Origin of the sequence: Paenibacillus sp. FSL H7-0735 (assembly GCF_038008505.1) — a bacterium.
GTDB classification, from domain to species: Bacteria; Bacillota; Bacilli; order Paenibacillales; family Paenibacillaceae; genus Paenibacillus_AQ; species Paenibacillus_AQ odorifer.
Genome location: NZ_JBBOZH010000001.1, coordinates 753,324 through 775,292, shown reverse-complemented (window position 1 = coordinate 775,292; position 21,969 = coordinate 753,324). Strand labels below are relative to the sequence as shown.

Here is a 21,969-nt window from a genome sequence, read left to right as displayed (position 1 = left end):
CCCTTGATTATTGGATTCATTATACTCATGGTTAATTCTCATCGTCAAGGAAAGGAGGACACGCCTCTCATAATCAGAGAGTGATAAAACTTCATGCAGAACCTTCCTTGCTATGGCATAAATTAGATAGCGGATCTAAGCGTTCTTGGCCGTTTATGTTAAACGGAAGGTAATGAGCAGACATTCGCGGATAAACGCGGCCGCATCAGAAGCCGCAGGCTCGCCGCCAAGGTCGGGAGCGGAGTTTACGGAATTGCCGCGGGCAGAGATCACGGCTGTGGAGGCCAAAGCTGGCGCGTACGCCAGGGTCTCCCACTGGCGGACGAACTGCCGGACGGCTACATCTAGTCCGGCATCGTAAATCCGCAGGGAGTCCACATACTCCCTGCCAGTAACGCCGGGCGGCGGCGGTCCAAACCGCTCCGCCAGCCCGTGCCAAGCCAGAGAGGCCGCGCGCAGCTGCCTCTCACGGCTCAAGCTGCTGCCGCGACACGCGGCCAGCAGCAGAGCCAGACTGCGCCGCCAGCGCCAAGCGGCGGCGGGAAGCAGCGCCGCGGCAGTCAGCGGCGCTGAAAAGGGTCCGCCCGCCAGCGGCAGGACGGGTAGTTCCGCGCTGCGCGTTGCTTGCGGCGCGAGCGCCGCTGCCGCAGGCCGTGCCGGCGCGGGGAAGCCAGCCGCAAGCGCAGGACCCGGCGTCGGATCGAAAGGAACCCAACCTGCGCCGGCAAAATAAACCTCTACCCAAGCATGCGCATCCCCTTGGGTGACTAAATACTTCGCCGGCATGGCTTCCTCCTGCTGGGTTCCAGGTCCGTACCCTTGAACATACCGCGCTGGAATGCCTGTGCTTCGCAGCAATACGGTCATCGCTGTTGCAAAATGCACACAATAACCTTGCTTGGTCTCAAACAGGAAATGATCCACAAAATCAGCGCCAGCTGGCGGAACCATGGTATCCAGCGTGTAAGAATACCCGTTTTGCAAATAATCCCGAATGGCGGTTGCGGAGTCATATCGGTTACCCGAGGAAGCTGTGAGCTTCTCTGCCAGAGCTTTCACTCGCTCAGGTAATAAATCAGGTAGCTGCAAATATTTGTTCTTTATTTCTTGAGGATCAGCATCACCCAACCCGCGCAGCAGTACTGGATTACTCTCGGGAAGTATAGAATCAACTATATACTCAGTGATCCGAGTTGAACCCGCCGAATCTGGCAGACGAAAGGTATCCCTGTCCTTATTCGCCAGAACATAACCAAGCTGGCTGCCATTAGATAGTTGAACTGTCTCAACATCCGTTATGGTGCCCGCATTGAATACAGGAATTCCTCCGGAAGAAGGGCTGGCAAATTGTATCCGCTGTTGTAAAGTCCGTCCACCATTAGTAGTAGTTACCGTCGCCGGAATCTGAGGCAGGCTGGACAAGTTAAGCGGAGTAAATTCCTCACCCCCTCTGATCCAACGGCGTCCGTCATAATAGGCAATGCTCTCCCCGCGCCAATAGGTACGCAGGCTGGTCAATGCTGCGAAGACTGGCTCGGTATTGCGTGACAATGGAGCACCCAGTTCTCCATCATTTGTACTATACCCTGTTGTTCCTGCAGGTATAGCCTCATTATCTTCCGGCATATGGCCCGAAGCCCATTCCTGCAGCTTTTCAAAGGTTGACTGGAGTGTAGTTTGGTTAGGCGGTCGTACTTCATATACCTGCCCACCGAACCATGCTGTCATCATTACGAATATGGCAGCCGCTAATGCCAAAACTCCCCATCGGGCATACGGCAGGTGAATGCTGCCCACCCGTTCCCGCAGACGGAGCAAACCACTCATTGCTTGCATCCATACAATAAGCCCCACTGATATTACAACATCCGTTGTCGTATTAACGCCAAAGCCAATATCCAGAACCAATAGATAAATGAGGGTCACCGCTGTAAACAGCAGCGTGCTTCCTCTGAAAAGTGCAAGCTGCTGCACCGAAGATACCAGCAGCCCCCAGCCAACAATCAAAATCAAAAGTCTGCTGATCTCGCTAAGCTGAGAAACATGCCCTGAAAAGAGCAAAATCAGATCATTTGGAATTTCTACTGCATAAATGCCCAACCATCCTGTCCCTACGCTCTCACTGCATAGATATAGCCAAGCCGTGCCGATCATCAAACATTGGATACTTAGCAATAGCCATCCGGGAATCTGAAGGATTCCCCACATCAACAGCACGGCAGCAGAAATCATCAGAATCTGCAGCAATCTAGCAGTATCTTCCAATGAAGTCGTTCTATATAAAGGGAGCAGCCATTCTAAAAACAGCCCCAAAATAGCCAAAGAGAACAGCATGCGATAATACAGAGGTATCTTTCTCTGTTTACCGGCATGACTGCTCTCTAGTTTTTCCAAATGGAGCTGCTTTGGTTCCTTCCCACTTTGCCCATTCATAGAGAAGCTTGTGTCACCCGGTATCCGCTTACCGTAGCGTTGGTTTTCCGGATGATTCATGGTACTCTACCTCCCTGAGCCTGTAAGCTGGCAATGCATCATCCAGACAAAACATCCGTGCTCCCAGACGACCCAGACTATCCCCAACCGTTCCCCGCACAGGCTGGCGGATCTCCTGCAGCGTTACCTCCGCAGGCACCGGAGCTGGCTGATCCCAAGCATAATAGAGCTCAACTTTTACACCTTGCACTAAGAATTTAGCGATAACCTTAGCGGATTGTTCCTCTAATCTTCCGGTCACTATAGCAACGGTCATTCCCGGAATCCAGCCTCTAGAAGCATCCTCCAACAGCTCGGACAGGGTTCTTGTTCCATTCGGAGAAATATCAGTTAGAATATCCAGCACTCTCCCTGGGATTTTGCCCAGTCCTTCATGCCTAGCCATTCCTTCCGGCCAGCCTCCGCTGAATAACTGGACATAAGCACCTGACTGCTCAGCAAAGAGCATCAGCCCCATCGCCGTTGACACCGCCTTCTCAAATACCGGTGGCTGCTCTTCCCGACTGCCACGAGGTGTAAGTGCATTGGTTGGAATCTCATAGCTTTTTGGATCATTAGCCAACACGATACAGCTCATTTTTGCCTTTTCACGCTCTGGAACTTTGCTCTGCAGATTCCCTAGCCGGGCACTGTTCTTCCAATGGATTCGGCTAAGTGGATCACCGGGCTCATATTCCCGCGATTCCATGGTCTCATCATTGCTGTTTCTTCCCCTTCTGGAATAGAGCGAATCACCGCTAATAAAGCCGCTGTCCGGTACTGCTCCGCCATAATATAGGGGGGCTGGCAGCACTTTAATGCTATGCTCTTCAGCAGGCTCAGATCGGCCTGTGAACCAGCCGGGCAAATCTCCCCAGGTTACTCTACAGCCCTGCAAATGATGATGTCCGCGTAGCATATTCTCAAGAATGTAGGTGTATTCAAAAGAGCGTCTGAATCCCGGAAACAGTAGCTTGTGATGTCCTCTGTCCCCCCAAAAATCAGCGATAGTCAGCCATGGCAGTGGAAGCCGGGAAGAGAAATTCACCCGCACCTTCACAAGCAGTGTATTTCCAGCTATCGGTCTTACAGGAGTGATTGTACGTTCAATCTTTATCGCCCGTGGACCTGAAAGTTGAACGATAAGTCCGCCAACCATGATAACGCCTACAGCGATCAGCAGAAATAAGAGTGATGCGCCTCCGCGCCATGCATATAAAACACCTATAATTCCAGCCACAGTCAGCACCCGCAACCATTCAGCCAATGCACTACGGCTACGCGGATAGGAGAAGCTTCTAACTCTTTCAGTCTTGTTATTTAATTTGTGTTCTACTTTTTTTGAAGAGGACAATGGAACACCCTTCCTTTGGGTCTAGACTTGTTCCCAGCTGAGGAACTTATTACTATCTATTCTTCCCATGAAAAAGGGTGCCCAGACATTGTTTTTTTCTTTTAGAAAAACTGCCCGAGCGCTAAATCTCAGAAGGCTATTACCCGGCGCTCACCTTCCGTCACGCTTATATTTAAAGGAGGGTGATCGGCTGTCTCCAGCAGCTCACGCAGCGATACCCAGATAGAACCGCCAATCATCTCCACACTGGCACCGTTTATCTTTTGAACATGATCAGGAAGATTTAAAAGGAGTTCCTTGTTCGCCACATCCGCGATGATATCTTTGCCGTTCCAGGCAATCCTTCCACTGCGACTGCCCGCATCCCAGCTAATCTGCCCTCCCAGCCGTTCGATCACAGCGCGAAGTGGCACCATATATTTTCCTTTTTGCAGAGTATATTCACCTGGCGCCAGCTTCGTCTCCAGCTTTCCAACCTCCAGCACCAAAGGTTTGCCGGGCGCAAACAGCTCTGCGTTCGGTATGATATTCGAGGTGATCCAAGCTTCCGAAGGTTTCACTCTGCCCAAGCTATTGGCTTTTGAGGAGACTCTGAATTGTACAGGCTCCACCGTCTCATCTAAAAGGCCAAAGCTGTATCCAGCAGCCTTATAACGCGCAATAATATCAGGCAGTGCTTTAACACTCTCCTGATGGCCGCCGCCATCATGCAGCAGCAGAATAACCCGAGAGGATTTCAGATCCGCGGTTGACCCTTTTAAGATTTCTGACGCCGGTACCCCTTTGCGTTTGGAATCCCCGCTGTCCACCGTCCAATCCGTAACGATATAACCGGCTTGCTTCAACAAATTGAAGTAGGTATTATCAAAGTGATCAAAGGTTCCGCCCGGGGCGCGGATAAGTTGTGGGCGAACCCCTGTAATGCCCCGAATAATTTCTTCGGTCTTTTTAATCTGGCTCCAAAATTCAGTGAATCCACTATATAAATCATGGTAATTATGATTATAGGTATGATTGCCAATAGCATGTCCTTGTTCCCATATGGCATTAATTAGCTCTGGATGGCTTTTCGCTTGATTACCAAGGACAAAAAAGGTCGCCTTCACACCTTGCTGCTGTAAAATTTCAAGAACGTTGAAGGTATTGTCACTCGGTCCGTCGTCAAATGTAATATAGACTGTTTTTGAAGCTTTCTTTGCGGCTGTGATTGCCGAATATGTTGTTGACACCTTGGATACTTGTGCCGTACTGGAATTCAATTTAACTTCTGGAGAAGCAGTCACAATGGACTCTGCTTTAGGAGGCAATTCTTGCATCGCCACTAACGGGAGATTATTCTTAACAGAGACAGACTCCGCGCTTGCGGACTGTAATGAACGATTCATCCAAGAATCTACACTCTCCCCTGCGTTCCATCCCAGCATTACGATGACGATTACAACCATAACAAGCAATCCGCTTATCAAGTTTCGGCGGCCGTGAGTGTTTTTGTTACCTTTCATCTTCTCTACCTCCAGCATTCTATTGGCTCAAAAGCCATTTGGTAGATTGTATGAAGACAAGCTTCAAAATAGAATAAGGCAACTGCCCCTTGGAGAGTGAGAATCTTATGGAAATGCTGAACTTTATACAAGAATTATTCAGCAAATATGGATATAGCGTATTGTTTTTTGGATTGCTGCTCGAATTCGTTGCCTTGCCGTTTCCCGGAGAAACTACCATGGCTTTTGCAGGTTTCCTTTCCTATACGGGAAGACTTGATTTCATAACGCTGATTCTAGTGGCGTTTGCAGGGACCACCGCCGGGATGACCCTCACCTATTTTGTCGGATTAAAAGCCGGAATGCCCTTCATCCAGCGATACGGCAAGTGGTTGCTGTTCTCCCCTGCCAAGCTGGATAAAACGCAAAAATGGTTCGAGAAATACGGCAGCATCCTTATTTCCATCGGATATTTTATTCCAGGCGTTCGTCACTTCACCGGCTATTTTGCTGGTATAGTTGCGCTGCCCTTCCGTAAATTCGCCCTCTACGCTTATAGTGGAGCATTATTCTGGGTAGTGCTGTTTCTTGGCATAGGACGGGTATTTGGTCCGCAGTGGATGGGTATTTTCCATTTATTCGAGTTATATGCACTATGGATTATCTCCGGCGGTGTAGCTATAGCTGCCCTTGTAATCCTGTATCGCTACCGCAAAAAGATAAGCATCCGCCTGTTCCCGCGCAAAGCTGCCATAAAGCTACAGACTCAGGTTAAAAAAACTTCCAAGGGACGGTGAAGCCACCGCCCTTTTTAAGTACGTTTTTTCTTGCTGCGTACCCCCGCATATCCTGCAAGCAAAAGCGCAACTGCGGCAAATCCCGCTCCCCCAACAAACCCTACCATTCTTGGCTCCACCCCTTCTAATAGCCACCCGGCGAACAGCATAGATAACCCCAGCAGCGTATTTCCTACTGCAGACAGAAGTCCAAACACAAAGGGCTGTATAGCAGATGGCGCTTTCCGCATAACAAGCGTATCCAGACAGGCATTCCCCGTCCCCCCGGCAAATGACAGCAGAATATATAACATAAATGCTGCCGCAAAATGATTGCTGACACTGATGCCCATCAATAATACACCTTCAAGTAAAAGCCCTCCGATGGCTACAATCAGCAGCCCCTTTTTTAAATAACGTGAGGTGAAAAAACTAAGGCTAAGACCGACGCCAAGCGCCGCATAAAATGCCCCTACTCCAATATCCCCCGCGTGAAATACCTGTATCGCATAGACACTGATCAGTACATTATCCAGACCATTTAGCAACGGCACCAACAGCTCATAACCGAAAATGACCTGCAACGTTAGGCTTCCGCCAATTACCATTCCCAGAGCACGCAGTTGACCGTATTGTGCTTCTTTATTGGATTTTTCTAAGTCCCCCTCAGGTGAATATGTAGCCTTCTTAGCCACCGTCGCCATTTCCGTATGTTGTGGAAACTCGATACCGTAAATTAACATCGCCGCAATTAAAAAAGACACTGCATTCATAATGAACGCTGCCTCCGGACCAAACCACATCGACACCCCCCCTCCACTGAACGCCCCAAGGATCAGCACGCAGCCGCTCATTAACTGCTCTAGTCCGTTGACGGTCAGCAGAGAATCTTTGGTGACGAGCAAAGGGATAGTGGACTTACGAACAGGGCTGTAAATGGCTTCGCCCGCTGCCAGCAAAAAACTTGCCATATATAACAACCACAGGTTCTCCTCCCCATCCACCCATAAAAAGGCTAAGGCTACTGGGACCCTCAGCATATCTGTAGCTATCATGATATATTTGCGTGGAATTTTACTGCCAAGTATGCCTCCAAGCGGGGCCAGAAATAAATAAGGAAGCAGTCTCACACCTAACGAAATCCCCACCGCCATGCCTGATCCCGTCAACTGCAGAACCAGCGCCAGTACTGCAACGCTAGTAAAACGATCACCAATTCCATTGATCAAGCCGGCTGTGAACAATCGTGAATATCCCTTATGACTCCTAAACATCGCAACAGCTGAGTGATTATTCATAAAATAAACCTCATTTCATCTATTTATACATACATCTAATTAGATGTTAATCGAATCATTAATTTATGACAATGCTTTATTTTCAAGGATTTGCTAAGATGAAATACAGCATTACTTCACGGAAATCTCCGGGAAAGAAGGAATTGTCTTTTGAAAATAGATCGATTGCTCTCTATCGTTATCCTGCTAATGAACCGCCGCCTAATTCAGGCGAAGGAGCTAGCCGATATGTTCGAGGTATCTGTGCGCACGATTTATCGTGATATTGAAAGCATTAATGGAGCCGGAATTCCTATCGTCACCTATCAGGGAGCTAACGGTGGGATCGGGCTTATGGAAGGATACCGGCTGGACCGCAATGTCTTGACGGATCGTGAGCTGGCGGATATTTTCACGGCTCTGCAGAGCGTCTCGTCTTATGGAGGAAATGAACATACGCTGCTCATGGAAAAGATCAGCAGCGTAATCCCGCCCTCCCAATCCGCCGCCTTCCGCAGCAAAACGACTCAGCTCATCATCGACTTCTCCCCATGGGGTCTTCAACGTATTTTGGAAGAGAAGCTTGCCACTCTAAAAGAAGCACTTGAGGAAAGCGTGACCGTAAACTTTGATTATGTAGATGCTGCGGGTCAGACAAGCCAGCGTTCGGTAGAGCCCTATACTTTAGTGCTGAAGGGGCAAGCCTGGTACTTATATGGATTTTGTCTGAATCGTCAGGATTTCCGTCTGTTTAAGCTGTTGCGCATGAAAGAGCTCGTTAAGAATACCCAAGTTTTTATTGCAAAAGATGTAGATGCAAGCGAGCTGCCTTGGAGCAACGAGTATCAGAGATCAACCGTAACAACAGCAACACCCATCGTTTTGCAGTTTAAGGCTGAAAGCAAACATCTAGCGGAAGAGCGGTTTGATTCTACCGAGCTACTGCCCGACGGTAATGGAGGTTACAAGGTTACCATCAACTATCCTGAGGATGGATGGCTATATGGTTTCCTGCTAAGCTTCGGGATGCATGTAGAGGTCTTAGAGCCACCGCATATTCGGCAAAAGCTGGGGCAGCTTGCAGCAGGCATAGGAGCAAAATATACAACCTAACAATAAACCTGACGGAATGCCGTCAGGTTTATTGTTCTATACTGAACTTAAAGCGGGCGCTCGAGAGCTTGCATACCTTTAAAGGAGTGTCAAATATGGGACATGAACATGTAGAGCAAGGAGATCTTAAAATTTGTCAAAGCTGTGGGATGCCAATGCCTACGGCAGAATTGCTTGGAACGGACCAGGATGGCAACAAGATCGAAGATTACTGCGTGTACTGCTATGAGAATGGTGCATTCAAACAGCCTAACATCACGTTGCAAGAAATGGCTGACATTTGTACAGGCTATATGGTCGAAGAAGGAATGGACGAGAATGTTGCCCGTAAACTTCTCGCGGAGCAGCTGCCACATCTGAAACGTTGGAGCGATCCTGCAGCTGTGTCTCCAGCTAACTAATAGCAGCACAACAAAAAGAAGCGCCCTACGGAACCATAACGGTTTGTAGGACGCTCTTTTTCTTCATTCTTTTTTGCCCAGCTTTTTATTGATTGTCCTGCTGTGGCTGCACTTCTTCCGTCTTCAGGAAGTCTGGCTGCGGTGAAGTCTTTTTAATAAAGAAAGCCAATACCAAAGCAACTACAGTGATCCAGGTAGCAATGTTAAAGGCATGCGTAACCCCGCTAATTGTAGCCTCTTGCGTAAGCTTAAGCATGGCTGCTTTATCGTTTAACGAAACCGTTCCGCTCATAAGCGTATCAGTGATTGTGCTCTTCGTCTTATTGGTCATTAGACTGACGAACAACGCCATTCCCAGCGCGCCCCCGACCGTCCGCAGCGTATTCGACATTGCTGTACCATGCGAGCTTAAACGCTGTGGAAGCTGGTTAAGTCCAGCCGTTACAATCGGCATCGATAACATCGACATGCCTAACATCCGAACCGTGTAAGTAATAATCATATGCGTATACGTCGTACTGTCTGTAAGCTGGCTGAATTGCCAAGTCGTAATTACTGTAATAATCAGGCCTACCACAGACAGCCATCTTGCCCCGATTTTATCAAATATAATCCCCGTGATTGGAGACATAATTCCCATTAGAATGGCTCCCGGCAGCAGCATAAGACCGGACTCCATTGGTGTAAAACCACGGATCGTCTGCAAATAAATCGGCAGCAAAATCATACCCGAATATAAAGCCATCGTAATGATGATATTGATTAATGTCGTGAGTGAATACATATTGTATCTGAAAATCCGGAACTCAAGCAGTGGTGTCTCAGCCTTAAGCTCTCTCCATACGAATAAAGCCAGTGCAATCACACCCACAATGAGGCAGGTAATGACTGTTGCACTTCCCCAACCATCGGTTCCAGCATCACTGAAGCCGTACAACAATCCCCCAAAACCAATTGTAGACAGGATAACACCCGTTTTATCCAGTTTCGGAGAGGTTGTTTGCCCTACATTTTGCATTGTTTTCATACCTAGCAAGGTAGAAAGAATGGCCAGCGGAAGAACGATAAAGAACAATACGCGCCAAGAATAGTTCTGAACTACCCAGCCTGACAACGTTGGACCTACAGCTGGAGCAAAAATCATGGCTACCGCCATTAGCCCCATCGCTTTCCCCCGCTCTTCAATTGGGAAGATACGAAGAAACACAATATTCATTAACGGCATCAAAATCCCTGCGCCAACCGCCTGTATGACTCTGCCGACCATGATCATTTCAAAGCCTGTTCCGATTCCACAGACAAGTGTGCCTAACGAAAAAAGTGACATCGCGGTGATGAATAGCTGGCGGGTCGTAAACTTTTCCACCAGAAATGCACTAATCGGTATCAGCACACCGTTCACGAGCATAAATCCCGTTGTTAGCCACTGTGCCGTATTCGTAGCGATTTTTAGATCGTCCATTATGCTCGGCAATGCCACATTAAGAAGTGTTTGGTTCAAAAGTGCGACAAACGCACCTATTAAGAGCGCTGCAATAATCGGTCCTCTACGTATTCCCTTAGTTGCCGCTGCAGCGTTACCTGTAATTGTACTCATAAATTCTATTTGTCTCTCCCCTGCTCTAAGATCTGAATGATTTCGTTATGAATCCTAAGTAATTCACCTGCATCCTTGGCAGGTATATTGGATAGTGGAAGTAAGTGTCTTCTGAGCGATTGCTTACTTCTTTCCCTGATCTCTCTGCCCTTTTCAGTAATCGCCAAGTTGTATATACGCCGATCTACCTCAGAGCGCTGTCTTGTGATCAAATCGGCTTTCACCATCCGGTCCACTACGCCGCTCGCTGCACTGTTCCCCAAATGTAATAGCTCGGCAAGATCTGTAATGCCAATATCGGGATTTGCAGATATTTTGCGGAGAACCATTAACTGTGTTGGTGTGATGTCCAGCTCTTCGGCATCCTTCCACAGCAACTGCTGGAATGCATGGCTAATCCGGCGAAAAGAGGAGAAAATATCATCTAATTGCTGCTCCTTATCTTCCAAATCTTCACCTCCAAAGAATTAATTAGTTAGATCATCTAATAGTTCGCATGCGTACTATTTTACACCTTAACTAAATTTCGGTCAATAATTTGCTGTAACTTTCTGAAAGGTAATTTTATATTGCAGGAAAAACATGAAAATCATACATAAGTGCACAAAGCATAAAAAAGCGAACCAAGGTAGATCCTTGGTCCGCTTTTTCGTCTGAACAATGCTCAGGTTAAGCTGTATGAACTTTCAGGTAAAGTCTGCTGCTGAGGCTTATCCGGCAGTTTTAAATTAGACGGCTTAGTCTCTTCCTGGCTGCTGGCAATTGACATCATCAGCTTGATCCGATTCGCTTGGTTGACTACGCTGACTCCAGCATCATAGTCAATCGCCACGATATTTGCACCCGGATATAATTCCTTAAGACCTTTAATCATCCCACGCCCGGTGATATGGTTGGGCAGGCACGCGAACGGTTGAATACAGGCGATGTTGTTCACTCCATTATCCAACAAATCCATCATTTCTGCGGTTAAAAACCAGCCCTCACCCATCTGATTTCCTACGGACACCAGTCGGCTGGCCTTCTCGGCAAGACCATAAATATTCTCCCGTCCTTTAGCTAACCCCGCATCCTCAAGGGCAACCTTAATCGGCTTACGGTAAATTTCCAGATAAGAGATCAGCATGGGATTGATATAGCCGAGCCGTTTGCTTTTGCCGAATTGCTCAGCTTTGTAGATCGGATTATATACACAATAGAAAATGAAATCCAGGAAGTCCGGCATTACCGCCTCCCCGCCCTCTGCCTCGATCATCTCTATAATGCGGTTATTGGCATCCGGATGGAATTTGATCAGGATCTCACCGACAATGCCCACTCTTGGTTTAGCAATACCCGTAACGGGCAGCTTGCAGAACTCTGCAACAATCTCACGAATCAGGCGTTTGTATTCTCGGAATGAAAAGTTGGATAAGCTTGCCTTGCAACGCTCCATCCCTTTGCGGAATAGAACTTCCGCACTTCCTGGAACAACCTCATGCGGCCTAAAGTGATTTAACATCCGCATCATAAGATCACCATAACAAGCGGCAGCTATCAACCGATTCGCCAGCTTAAGACTGATGCGGAAACCCGGCTGATTCTCCATCCCTGAAGCATTGAGTGAAATCACCGGAATTTGTTCAAGGTCTGAATCCTTTAAGGCTTTGCGCAGCAAAGAAATATAATTCGTAGCCCGGCAGCCGCCACCCGTCTGTGACATAATCACAGCAGTACGATCCGGATCATATTCCCCACTCTTCAGCGCTGATAGAATCTGGCCAATCGTCACAATTGCCGGATAACACGCATCATTATTAACGTATCTCAGACCTTCTTCTGTCTCTTCGGGTCCGGTCGTCTCAAGTATCTTCAGACGGTATCCGGCATCGCGAAACACCTGTTCAAACAATTCAAAATGAATAGGCGACATCTGTGGTGCAAGAATGGTATAGGTCTCTTTCATTTCCTTCGTAAATAACACATTAGCCTGCACTTTTGGCGGCTTTTGCGGCACTACCTTACCTTTTTCACGCTCACGCATTGCCGCCAGCAATGAACGAAGCCGAATGCGCGCTGCACCAAGATTGCTGATCTCATCGATTTTGATCAATGTATATACCTTGTTATGTCTTTCCATAATATCCTGTACGGCATCACAAGTGATCGCATCGATCCCACAGCCGAAGGAAGTCAATTGAACAAGCTCCAGATCCGAGCGGACTGCAGCAAGGCGGGCTGCACGGTACATCCGGGCATGGTAGGTCCACTGATTCACAACAGCCACATCTCCTTCGCTGTGGTCCAGGTGGCAGACAGAATCTTCTGTCAGCACGGCGAGTCCCATCCCGGTTATCATATCCGCTATCCCGTGATTAATCTCAGGATCGGCATGATAAGGGTGCCCGCAGAGCAGGATTCCTTTGGTTCCAGTATCAGCTAGATACACAAGGGTCTCCTCACCTTTAGTACGCACATCACTTTTGGCGTTATCAGCCTCTGTAAGTCCCGCCTGCACCGCGGACGTAATCTCATCTCGCGGAATGCTGGTAAATGTCTTCACCAGCCCTTTGGTCAGCGCAGAAATATCATCAAAGGTCAGGAATGGACTGACAAGCTTGATTCCATTGTCCTTTAACCCATCCATATTGTTGCGAATGACTTCGGGGTACGAGGCGACCACTGGACAATTGAAGTGATTATCCGCGGCTTCATCTTCTTTTTTCTCATACACCACCGCTGGATAAAAAATAAAATCGACACCTTTACCGATCAGGCTTTGCACATGTCCATGTGCCATCTTCGCAGGATAACATATCGATTCTGAAGGAATTGTATCCATTCCGCTTTCGAAAAGCTTCTTGCTGGATTTAGGGGAGAGAATCACCCGATAGCCAAGTTTGGTGAAAAAGGTGTGCCAGAACGGGTAATTCTCAAACATATTCATGGTACGCGGAATCCCGACGGTCCCCCGCCATGCCCCTGTTTCCGGTAAACTCTCGTACTCAAAAAACCGTTCATATTTATACTGCATCAGATTCGGCAGGACATTTTTCTCTTTTTTGACTCCTGCGCCACGTTCGCAGCGATTGCCGGTCACATAAAAGCTCTTATCCGGAAAACGACTGATCGTCAGCGCACAGTTATTCCCACAGCGGCCACAGCGGCCTGAAGAAACCTCATATTTAAAGCTGGCAAGCTCCTCTGGTCCAAGCAGCGTACTGGATCCGTTAACCCCGGCTTGCTCACGCGCAATCAGTGCACAGCCGTAAGCCCCCATTACGCCAGCTATATCCGGTCTAACCACCGTCCGCCCCGTCAAGGACTCAAAGGCGCGCAATACAGCTTCATTATAGAAGGTACCGCCCTGAACGATGATATTTCGCCCTAAGTCCTCCGGATTGCGGATTTTAATTACCTTTTGCAGAGCATTCTTGATCACAGAGTAGGCAAGACCCGCCGATAAATCCGCTAATGACGCGCCCTCCTTCTGAACCTGCTTAACCTTAGAGTTCATAAATACCGTGCAGCGCGAGCCCAAATTAACAGGCTGAGTCGCTTCGAGTGCAGTCTTAGCAAATTCCTCGATGCCAAGTCCCAGGGCAGAGGCAAAGCTCTCCAGAAAAGAGCCACACCCCGCTGAACAGGCTTCATTGAGCATAAGGCTGTCGATAGCACCGCCACGGATCTTAATGCACTTCATGTCCTGACCACCGATATCCAGTATGAAATCTACTTCTGGCATGAACTTGGAAGCTGCCTTGTAGTGTGCAACAGTCTCTACTTCTCCGCCATCCGTCCGCAGAGCGGCCTTGATTAACCCCTCACCGTACCCTGTCACATATGAGCCTGCAATGTGGCAGCCTTCAGGCAGAACCCGGTAGATCTCCTTCAGTGCATCGCTGACCGAATGCAGCGGGTTGCCTTTGTTGCTGCCATAAAAGGTATAGAGAATTTCGTCAGCGGAACCGGTTAACACGAGTTTAGTTGTAGTTGAGCCGGCATCAATCCCTAGATAACAGGGTCCACGATATAAGGCTAAATCTGATCTCGCTGCAGAGGCTTTGCCGTGACGAAGCCGAAATTCTGCAAGCTCGGCGGCATTCTCAAAAAGCGGCGGCAATTCAGCATCCGCAGCTCGATCCGCAGTAAAATCAACTGCCGCAATTCGCGTGATCCAGCTTGAAAGTGGCAACACGACTGGATCAGCATCGGAGAGCGCAGCTCCAATCGCCACGAAATACTGTGAGCGTTCCGGGAACAGGATATCCTCCTCCGCCAGCTCCAGCGTTTCCGCAAAACGCTGCCGCAAGGCAGGCAGGAAGGTCAGCGGGCCGCCAAGAAAAGCCACCCGTCCTCGAATCGGACGTCCACAAGCAAGACCGCTAATCGTCTGATTAACGATACTCTGGAAGATCGAAGCCGCCACATCCTCCCGGCGTGCTCCTTCATTAAGCAGCGGCTGTACATCGCTTTTGGCAAATACACCACAGCGTGAAGCTATGGGATAGATTCGCTCATGCTTCTCCGCCAAAACATTTAAGCCTGCCGGATCGGTCTGCAGCAGCGCTGCCATCTGATCGATGAACGCTCCCGTTCCGCCCGCGCAGGCTGTATTCATACGCTGCTCAATGCCGCCCCGAAGATATATTATCTTAGCGTCCTCTCCACCCAGTTCAATCGCCGTGTCACATTCCGGGATCAGCGCACTGATCGCCTTCGTGCAGGCTATCACCTCCTGAATAAAGGGAACTCCACCTAATTTGGATAAAGACAAACCCGAGGAACCGCTTACAGTAAGCCTAGCTCCCCTCTCTGGGAATCTGTCGCGTACATCAGACAGAAGAGAGAGGGCCGCTTTTTTAATATCGCTATAATGTCTTACATAGTCTTGATAAACAATGATGTCCCGCTCTATGACAACTAATTTAGCAGTAGTTGATCCGATATCAAGCCCAATATGCAGCATTATCACTCCACCACCTCTTCTTGCTCCAAATTTGAAGCAATTATGAGGAAACTATATCATGACAACACCTTATATAAGCTGTTAAAAATGTAATAGACATCTATAAAAAGTAATTAGTAAAATTTATGATTCGCTTATTCCTGCTATCGTGTTTGCGACATGCCCTTTTACCCGTACCTTCCGCCATTCTTCCACTAATATCCCCTGCTCATCAATCAGAAAAGTAGATCGCACAATCCCCATAAACTCTTTGCCGTAAAGTTTCTTAAGCTGCCATACGCCGAACATTTCACTTACCTTATGATCCTCATCAGACAGCAGTGGAAAGGGCAGACTATGCTTCTCTGTAAATTTAGCGTGCGATGTCAAAGAGTCCGGACTAATGCCCAGAACAACCGCACCCACCGCCGTGATTTGATCAAAAGCGTCACGGAATTCGCAGGCCTCCTGCGTGCAGGCTGGTGTCATATTTTTAGGGTAAAAATATAAGATGACCTTTCGGCCCAAGTAATCACTCAAACTAACCTCATGCCCATTGGAAGAGGGAAGGGTGAAATTGGGTACTTTTTGTCCAATAGCTACTTCGTTCAAGATAGATCCACTCCTTCTTAAGATTGGGGAATTATTCCTAAATTGCACGTATCCCCAAAAGAAATTATAATGTAGTCAACGTGAATGCGAAAGGAAGAACGAGAAATGCCACCTAGAAAGAAAAGGCACGCAAAGACTGGTAAGTCAAAAAAGAAACCGCTGCTTTGGACGTTGGCCATTATACTCCTCCTTATTATCGGTGGGGCCATTTTCTACATTACAACCATTTACAATGAGCTTGGTAGCATGTCGAATACTGAAGATTCACCTTTCCAAAATGCAGAGACCGTTGATGTTGACACCCCTGAGCCTCCTAAATGGGAAGGTACAGAGCCGGTCAATATCCTATTAATGGGTGTGGATGCCCGAGGTGTGAAGAAAGGGGAAATCCCCCGTTCAGATACAATGCTCGTCGCTTCTCTTGACCCTGTGAAGAAGAAAATCAGTGTATTTTCAATACTGAGAGATACGTACGTTCCGATTCCGGATCATGGCGAGAAGCGTATTAATACAGCGATTATTTATGGACCTAATACTGCGATGCAGACCGTCAGCGATCTGCTCGGTATCCCAATTCAATATTATGTCTACACGGACTTCCAAGGATTCATCAAGCTGGTTGATGCCGTTGGGGGTGTGGATTATGAAGTCGAAAAAGATATGGTCTACAAAACCGTTGCAGACGGTCCGGAATATGATATTGATCTGAAAAAAGGATACCAGCATCTTGACGGCAACATGGCGCTACAATATGTTCGCTTTCGGCATGACGCTACCTCCGATTTCACTCGAACCGAGCGCCAACGCGGTTTTCTCAAGGCTGTGGCTGATAAGCTGATCAGTACCACCTCCATCGTCAAGCTGCCAAATATCCTGTCGCAGGTTACGCCTTATATTGAAACCAATATGTCAGTTAATGATATGTGGAAGCTGGCAAGCGTAGGGTATAATAGCAGTATGGGTGGCAGCGAGCAAATTCCGCCAATGGATCTGCTCACCGAGGAAACTACAAGTGACGGATCACAGGTTATTGGAATTCGTAGCGAAAAGAAGCTAAAAGAATTTATACAGGATACCATAAATGGTCCTGAGCCAACACCAACCCCTGCATCGGAGAACACCTCCAATAGCAGTTCTGGCGGGACCAATTAAGGGCCTGACAAGCAAAGTTCACATGTACACAAAGCAGTGACTTGGTATAATACGGGCGGACAACGGAAAACACCGTTGTTCGCCCGTTCCCTTGAGCACCAACAATCGAAAGGATGATCACATTATGAATCGTTCCACATCTGAACAACTTTATCACGAAGCCCTCCAGCATATCGTTGGAGGTGTAAATAGCCCTTCCCGCTCCTTCAAAGCCGTTGGCGGCGGAGCACCCGTATTTATGAAACGCGCCAGTGGATCTCACTTCTGGGATGAAGACGGCAATGAATATATCGATTATCTCCAAGCCTATGGACCGATCATTACCGGCCATGCCCACCCTCATATTACCAAAGCAATTACTACAGCAGCAGAAAATGGTGTTCTTTACGGAACCCCAACCCAGCTCGAAATCAAACTTGCTAAAATGCTAAAGGAAGCCATTCCATCTATGGATAAAGTACGTTTCGTCAATTCCGGAACCGAAGCGGTTATGACAACGATTCGTGTAGCCCGTGCCTATACAAAACGCAGCAAAATCGTAAAATTCGCCGGCTGTTACCACGGCCACTCCGATCTGGTGCTCGTAGCAGCAGGATCCGGACCTTCTACACTTGGCATTCCAGACAGTGCCGGTGTTCCAAGCAGTATCGCCCAGGAAGTAATCACCGTTCCTTTTAATGATCTGGACAGCCTGAAAGAGGCGCTGGAGAAATGGGGCGAAGATGTCGCAGCTGTTATGGTTGAACCGATTGTAGGAAATTTCGGCATGGTGATGCCTAAGCCTGGTTTCCTCGAAGGACTTTGCAAGCTGGCTCACGATAATGGCTCCCTTGTTATTTATGACGAAGTCATTACTGCCTTCCGCTTCCATTATGGTTCTACACAAACCTATGCAGGGCTGGATAATCATGAGGACATCACTCCTGACCTTACTGCACTTGGCAAAATCATCGGTGGCGGCCTGCCTATCGGCGCTTACGGCGGCCGCAAGCATGTTATGGAACAGGTAGCTCCACTTGGACCGGCATATCAAGCTGGCACAATGGCAGGTAATCCTGCGTCTATCTCTGCAGGGATTGCTTGTTTAGAGGTTCTGAGTGCAGAGGGTGTATACGAAGAAATGGATCGGCTTGCAATCCGCCTCGCCGATGGACTTCAAGCATCTGCCGACCGTCATGGCATTCCACTGACAATCAACCGCATCCGTGGTTCGTTTTCCACTCATTTCTGTAACCATCCGGTTACGAATTATGACGAGGCTCAGGATACAGACGGCGAATTGTTCGCCAGCTTCTTCCGTCATATGCTGAATCGTGGCATTAACCTTGCCCCTTCGAAATACGAAGCTTGGTTCCTGACCACAGCACATACTGATGCAGATATCGATGCTACACTTATCGCAGCTGAAGAATCCTTCCGCGCTATGGTGGCTGAGAAATAAGATTGTTTTGAAACGCAGTGCTCTATAAACTAAAAAAAAGCTGAATAGATTAACGGGCTGTCCCAGTCCCATAAACCGCAAATGTTAAAAGAGCAGCGTTTCTCCTGTATTGGAGGATCGCTGCTCTGCATTTTTACTCATCCACGGTCTGCATCTGTAGCTTGTGGCAAGCTTAAGCCAGCCGATCTCAAGCGTCAATTTCTCTATGCTACGTAACAGGTATCGCCGGACCTTCTCTGTGTTAAGTACAAGGGTTAGGGAGCTTCGATAGATATTTAGGAAAATTTACCTTAAATTCAGGGATTTCTGGTCATTAAACTAATAATTGGGGAAATCCTCCCTATAATTTAGCTAATTTAGTGGAAAATAAAGAACTTACCCCGTTTTTTAGGGAGAAAATCCCTAATTCTGTTCATTTACAGAGAATATAGGTTATTTTCAGGGAGTTTTTCCCTAATAACTCTGTAGCTCACACCGCAAAAAGCTCAAATACACTTTATCTACGGATTTCATCCGCTAACAGCGTTTAGAAGTCCAAATATTCTACTGCTCTCATGTAAAATCCACCTGCTTGTCCAACGTAATCTCAGTCATTAATGGTCTTAACATTTGCTCGCTCCCGGGTACCAGCGAAAACTCTACACCCTCCAGATGCTCCGGCAGCGTTGGGGCGACCAAGAATTGCATTTGTGTATGCGCTCCACCTCCATGACCACCATGCGGCTGCACTTCATATTCATTCTCACCCGCCACTTCAAGCGTTAAAGCCGTTCGAAGATGAATATGTCCTACAGCTTCTTTTAAATATTTGATTTCCACAGTAACTATGCTGAAGGCTTCATACTGCATAGCATGCGTAAGTATATATTCACATTCTTCAACGACCGTCCGCTTTACAATCGGAAGCACTCCCAGCAATAAACCAGGCTCTTCCCAATATTGTCTTCTGGGTACAGCTTCATTCAGAAGGTGCAAATGCTGCACAATCTGAGTAGTGTTCATCTCGAATCTAGTTGCCCATTCCTCAAGTAGCTTACTATCAGGGGATAATCGTTTCTTGCCTGTTATAGCTTTACGTTCCTGAATCAGACTCAAAATCTGCTCATCAATCTTTTTAACCTCATCATTATATTCGTTGGCGAATCCTCTAATTGGCATTCTGCTCCAGTTCATTTAACGCCCTCCTCTTATTACTAATTTAAATCCATTAATTGTAAGGGTACATCCTTTCGATTGATTTGTAAAATATTTGAAATATCATAATCTTGCCGATAGGTAAAAAACAAGCGACCATCAGCTTTACGCTGTAAGGTCGCCCGCTTTTTAATTCAGAGTTACTCTCCTACTCATATAAGTTCCGGATCTCCACGCCCTGAGGCAGCTTAAACGGATTCTCCTTGTTAATTCGGTCATAGAACATAATCCCATCGAGATGGTCTATTTCATGCTGGATGATGATAGCTTGGTAGCCCTTAAATTTAAGGACAACCTCCTTGCCTTCCAGATCATAACCCTTCACCTTCACGGTTTCATACCGAGGTACAAAGCCATGCACGGGACGATCAACGGACAGACAGCCCTCGCTTTCTGGTAAGTACACCATAGACAAGGAGTGGCTTATGATCTTAGGGTTAACCCAAGCATGCTCTACAGCCCGCCCTCTCTCGTCTGTAAGATACATCGCGAACATACGCTTCTCCAGTCCGATTTGATTCGCCGACAGACCTACGCCAGAGCGCAGCTTATATTCTTCGGAAATCTCCGGGTCCTGACTGTTCTTCAGAAATTGAAGCATACATTGCAAAGCCTCACGATCTTCCGCCTGTAATGGAAGCTCCACTGGTTGTGCTACGGTACGAAGTACGGGATGACCCTCCCGCACTATATCATCCATGGTGATGATATATTCAGCATTATATTTTGAACTAGACAATATTCCATCCACCTTTTCCTTACGGGCTTAATTTAATTTCTTATGATGTATAGTATGCAGCTTTATGGATTTATGAAAGCAGTTCGCAGTTTGCTGCTGTAATTAACATCGAATCCAAGTCCTGTCGCCAAAGCGGCAAGGGGTAAGTAGGTTTTGTCCTCCTTACCTACCTTTTGCAGAAAAGCTGGAGTATCAATAGCCACGTTCTCTCCATTCACCTTAATAAATTTCGAGCCAATGGTGATCACAACGGTTCTTCCGCCATACACGATGGTAGCGCTGGAGGTTTTGTTATCCCACTTCCCGCTTGCGCCCACGGCATTTAGAATATCTTTCAGCGCCAAAAAATTCTGCCCATTTTTAAGGATAGGCTTATTGGGTGTATTCAACTCCACGCCCTTCACTACAATCGACATCGGTACCGATGCAGTAGCCATTGTAGCTACAGTAGGAACACGATACTCTCCCCATTGTAACTCCGCGAAAACCTTAGCAATAGTCTCATATCCAAGCTGCGTTGGGTGAAAATCAGTTTGCCCTGCTCCAATAATATGTGTCAGCGAGCCTTCTACCCCGGCAAACTTTGCCGCAACATGAGCTACAAGCACCTTCGCTCCCTCTTGATTTACGCTTGCAGCTACACTATCCGCTGCTTCCGTAAATTTGCCCGCTGCCGTCATTAGTCTGTTGTACATTTGACCAAGCGCGACCTTAGGGGCAGGTTGATATTGATCGGCCAGTATAATCGTCGCTTGCGGACTTACCGCACGAATATTCTCCAGCACTGCCTTCACATTTGTTTGATAATCCGCTAACCGCTGGTCCAGCTGTGTTTGGAAATCCGCATCCGTCAGCTCCTTGAACTGCAAGAACAGACTGCTTACATCATTCCCACCAATCGTAATGGTAATCAGATCAGCTTCCTTAAGCTCTGCTGCGATCTGCGGAGTTAGCTTCACGAACTGCTCTATTCGTGGATCTGGGAGACCTGCCTGAACTCCTTCAGCAGTAATCACTGAACCATCCTTGATTGCTCCTGTGTAATTACGTAATCCGGCCGTAGTCAGGCCTAGGATACCATAATTAGTAAGTGCACTTCTGCCATGATACCAGCCCTGCTCAAGCAATCTCTCCGCATAGCCGTATGGCTTGGTATTCACGTCCGTCATTCCTGGCTCGTAGCCAGCAGTAATGGAATCACCTAGAGCTACGATGCGAAAGACATCCTGCCCAGAGTCTTGTATTGCAGTCGTGTCAGCCGCATTTGCCGTGCCTGCTCCTACGCTAATCAGCGCAGATAACAAAAGCAGGCTGCTTATGCCAGCTGCCCAAATTTTTTTCCAATTGCCTAGCATCGTATCCCTCCCAAATTGTTCTAATTCCATTCTACCATCCCAGGGTAGCAACGCAAAAGAGCGGCCTCCTATATTCAG

16 protein-coding genes are annotated in these 21,969 nt (G+C 47.7%); 5 read left to right on the top strand and 11 right to left on the bottom strand.

Annotated elements, in window-relative coordinates:
• Positions 1–153: 153 nt before the first annotated feature.
• The 3 genes from NSS82_RS03450 to NSS82_RS03440 form a co-directional block, all read right to left on the bottom strand.
• Positions 154–2,493: a transglutaminase-like domain-containing protein gene (locus NSS82_RS03450; protein WP_076273186.1), complete on the bottom strand. Its 2,340-nt coding sequence runs from the start codon at positions 2,491–2,493 to the stop codon at positions 154–156.
• Positions 2,462–3,826 carry a DUF58 domain-containing protein gene (locus tag NSS82_RS03445; protein ID WP_076106064.1) on the bottom strand — a complete coding sequence of 455 codons (1,365 nt, stop codon included), beginning with the start codon at positions 3,824–3,826 and terminating at the stop codon, positions 2,462–2,464. Before NSS82_RS03445 ends, NSS82_RS03450 begins: the two co-directional genes overlap by 32 nt.
• Positions 3,827–3,954: 128 nt before the next feature.
• Entirely contained in the window at positions 3,955–5,328 is a 1,374-nt protein-coding gene (locus NSS82_RS03440; RefSeq protein ID WP_076106061.1) for a polysaccharide deacetylase, read from the bottom strand.
• 107 nt (positions 5,329–5,435) lie between these two features.
• On the opposite strand from NSS82_RS03440, the gene NSS82_RS03435 reads away from it, so the two are divergent.
• Positions 5,436–6,104 carry a DedA family protein gene (locus tag NSS82_RS03435; protein WP_076106058.1) on the top strand — a complete coding sequence of 223 codons (669 nt, stop codon included), beginning with the start codon at positions 5,436–5,438 and terminating at the stop codon, positions 6,102–6,104.
• Between the two features lie 14 nt (positions 6,105–6,118).
• Here the strand turns inward: NSS82_RS03435 and NSS82_RS03430 are convergent, their stop codons facing one another.
• Positions 6,119–7,381, bottom strand: coding sequence for an MFS transporter (locus NSS82_RS03430; protein ID WP_076106056.1), 1,263 nt, complete (start codon positions 7,379–7,381; stop codon positions 6,119–6,121).
• 150 nt (positions 7,382–7,531) lie between these two features.
• Between NSS82_RS03430 and NSS82_RS03425 the strand changes: the two genes are divergently transcribed.
• Both NSS82_RS03425 and NSS82_RS03420 read left to right on the top strand, forming a co-directional pair.
• Complete coding sequence (locus tag NSS82_RS03425; protein ID WP_076106054.1) at positions 7,532–8,473, top strand: helix-turn-helix transcriptional regulator; 942 nt, start codon at positions 7,532–7,534, stop codon at positions 8,471–8,473.
• A gap of 95 nt (positions 8,474–8,568) precedes the next feature.
• Positions 8,569–8,874 carry a zinc ribbon domain-containing protein gene (locus NSS82_RS03420; RefSeq protein WP_051491091.1) on the top strand — a complete coding sequence of 102 codons (306 nt, stop codon included), beginning with the start codon at positions 8,569–8,571 and terminating at the stop codon, positions 8,872–8,874.
• Between the two features lie 85 nt (positions 8,875–8,959).
• Here NSS82_RS03420 and NSS82_RS03415 read toward each other — a convergent pair whose 3' ends face one another.
• The 4 genes from NSS82_RS03415 to bcp form a co-directional block, all read right to left on the bottom strand.
• Complete coding sequence (locus NSS82_RS03415) at positions 8,960–10,471, bottom strand: DHA2 family efflux MFS transporter permease subunit (protein WP_076106051.1); 1,512 nt, start codon at positions 10,469–10,471, stop codon at positions 8,960–8,962.
• 5 nt (positions 10,472–10,476) lie between these two features.
• Positions 10,477–10,920 (bottom strand): MarR family winged helix-turn-helix transcriptional regulator, encoded by a 444-nt coding sequence (locus tag NSS82_RS03410; protein ID WP_036679864.1) that lies wholly within the window; start codon positions 10,918–10,920, stop codon positions 10,477–10,479.
• 215 nt (positions 10,921–11,135) lie between these two features.
• A complete protein-coding gene (locus NSS82_RS03405; protein WP_081384003.1) occupies positions 11,136–15,419 on the bottom strand; it encodes a 2-hydroxyacyl-CoA dehydratase in 4,284 nt (1,427 codons plus the stop codon).
• A gap of 123 nt (positions 15,420–15,542) precedes the next feature.
• A complete protein-coding gene (bcp, locus tag NSS82_RS03400; protein WP_080742389.1) occupies positions 15,543–16,010 on the bottom strand; it encodes a thioredoxin-dependent thiol peroxidase in 468 nt (155 codons plus the stop codon).
• A 105-nt stretch (positions 16,011–16,115) separates the two neighbouring features.
• Between bcp and NSS82_RS03395 the strand changes: the two genes are divergently transcribed.
• Complete coding sequence (locus tag NSS82_RS03395; protein WP_076106049.1) at positions 16,116–17,162, top strand: LCP family protein; 1,047 nt, start codon at positions 16,116–16,118, stop codon at positions 17,160–17,162.
• A 124-nt stretch (positions 17,163–17,286) separates the two neighbouring features.
• Entirely contained in the window at positions 17,287–18,603 is a 1,317-nt protein-coding gene (locus NSS82_RS03390) for a glutamate-1-semialdehyde 2,1-aminomutase (RefSeq protein ID WP_038568626.1), read from the top strand.
• 552 nt (positions 18,604–19,155) lie between these two features.
• Here the strand turns inward: NSS82_RS03390 and NSS82_RS03385 are convergent.
• The 3 genes from NSS82_RS03385 to NSS82_RS03375 form a co-directional block, all read right to left on the bottom strand.
• Entirely contained in the window at positions 19,156–19,776 is a 621-nt protein-coding gene (locus NSS82_RS03385) for a hypothetical protein (RefSeq protein ID WP_076106047.1), read from the bottom strand.
• 169 nt (positions 19,777–19,945) lie between these two features.
• Entirely contained in the window at positions 19,946–20,497 is a 552-nt protein-coding gene (gene def / locus NSS82_RS03380; protein ID WP_036679906.1) for a peptide deformylase, read from the bottom strand.
• Between the two features lie 101 nt (positions 20,498–20,598).
• A complete protein-coding gene (locus tag NSS82_RS03375; protein WP_076106079.1) occupies positions 20,599–21,891 on the bottom strand; it encodes a stalk domain-containing protein in 1,293 nt (430 codons plus the stop codon).
• Positions 21,892–21,969: the final 78 nt, after the last annotated feature.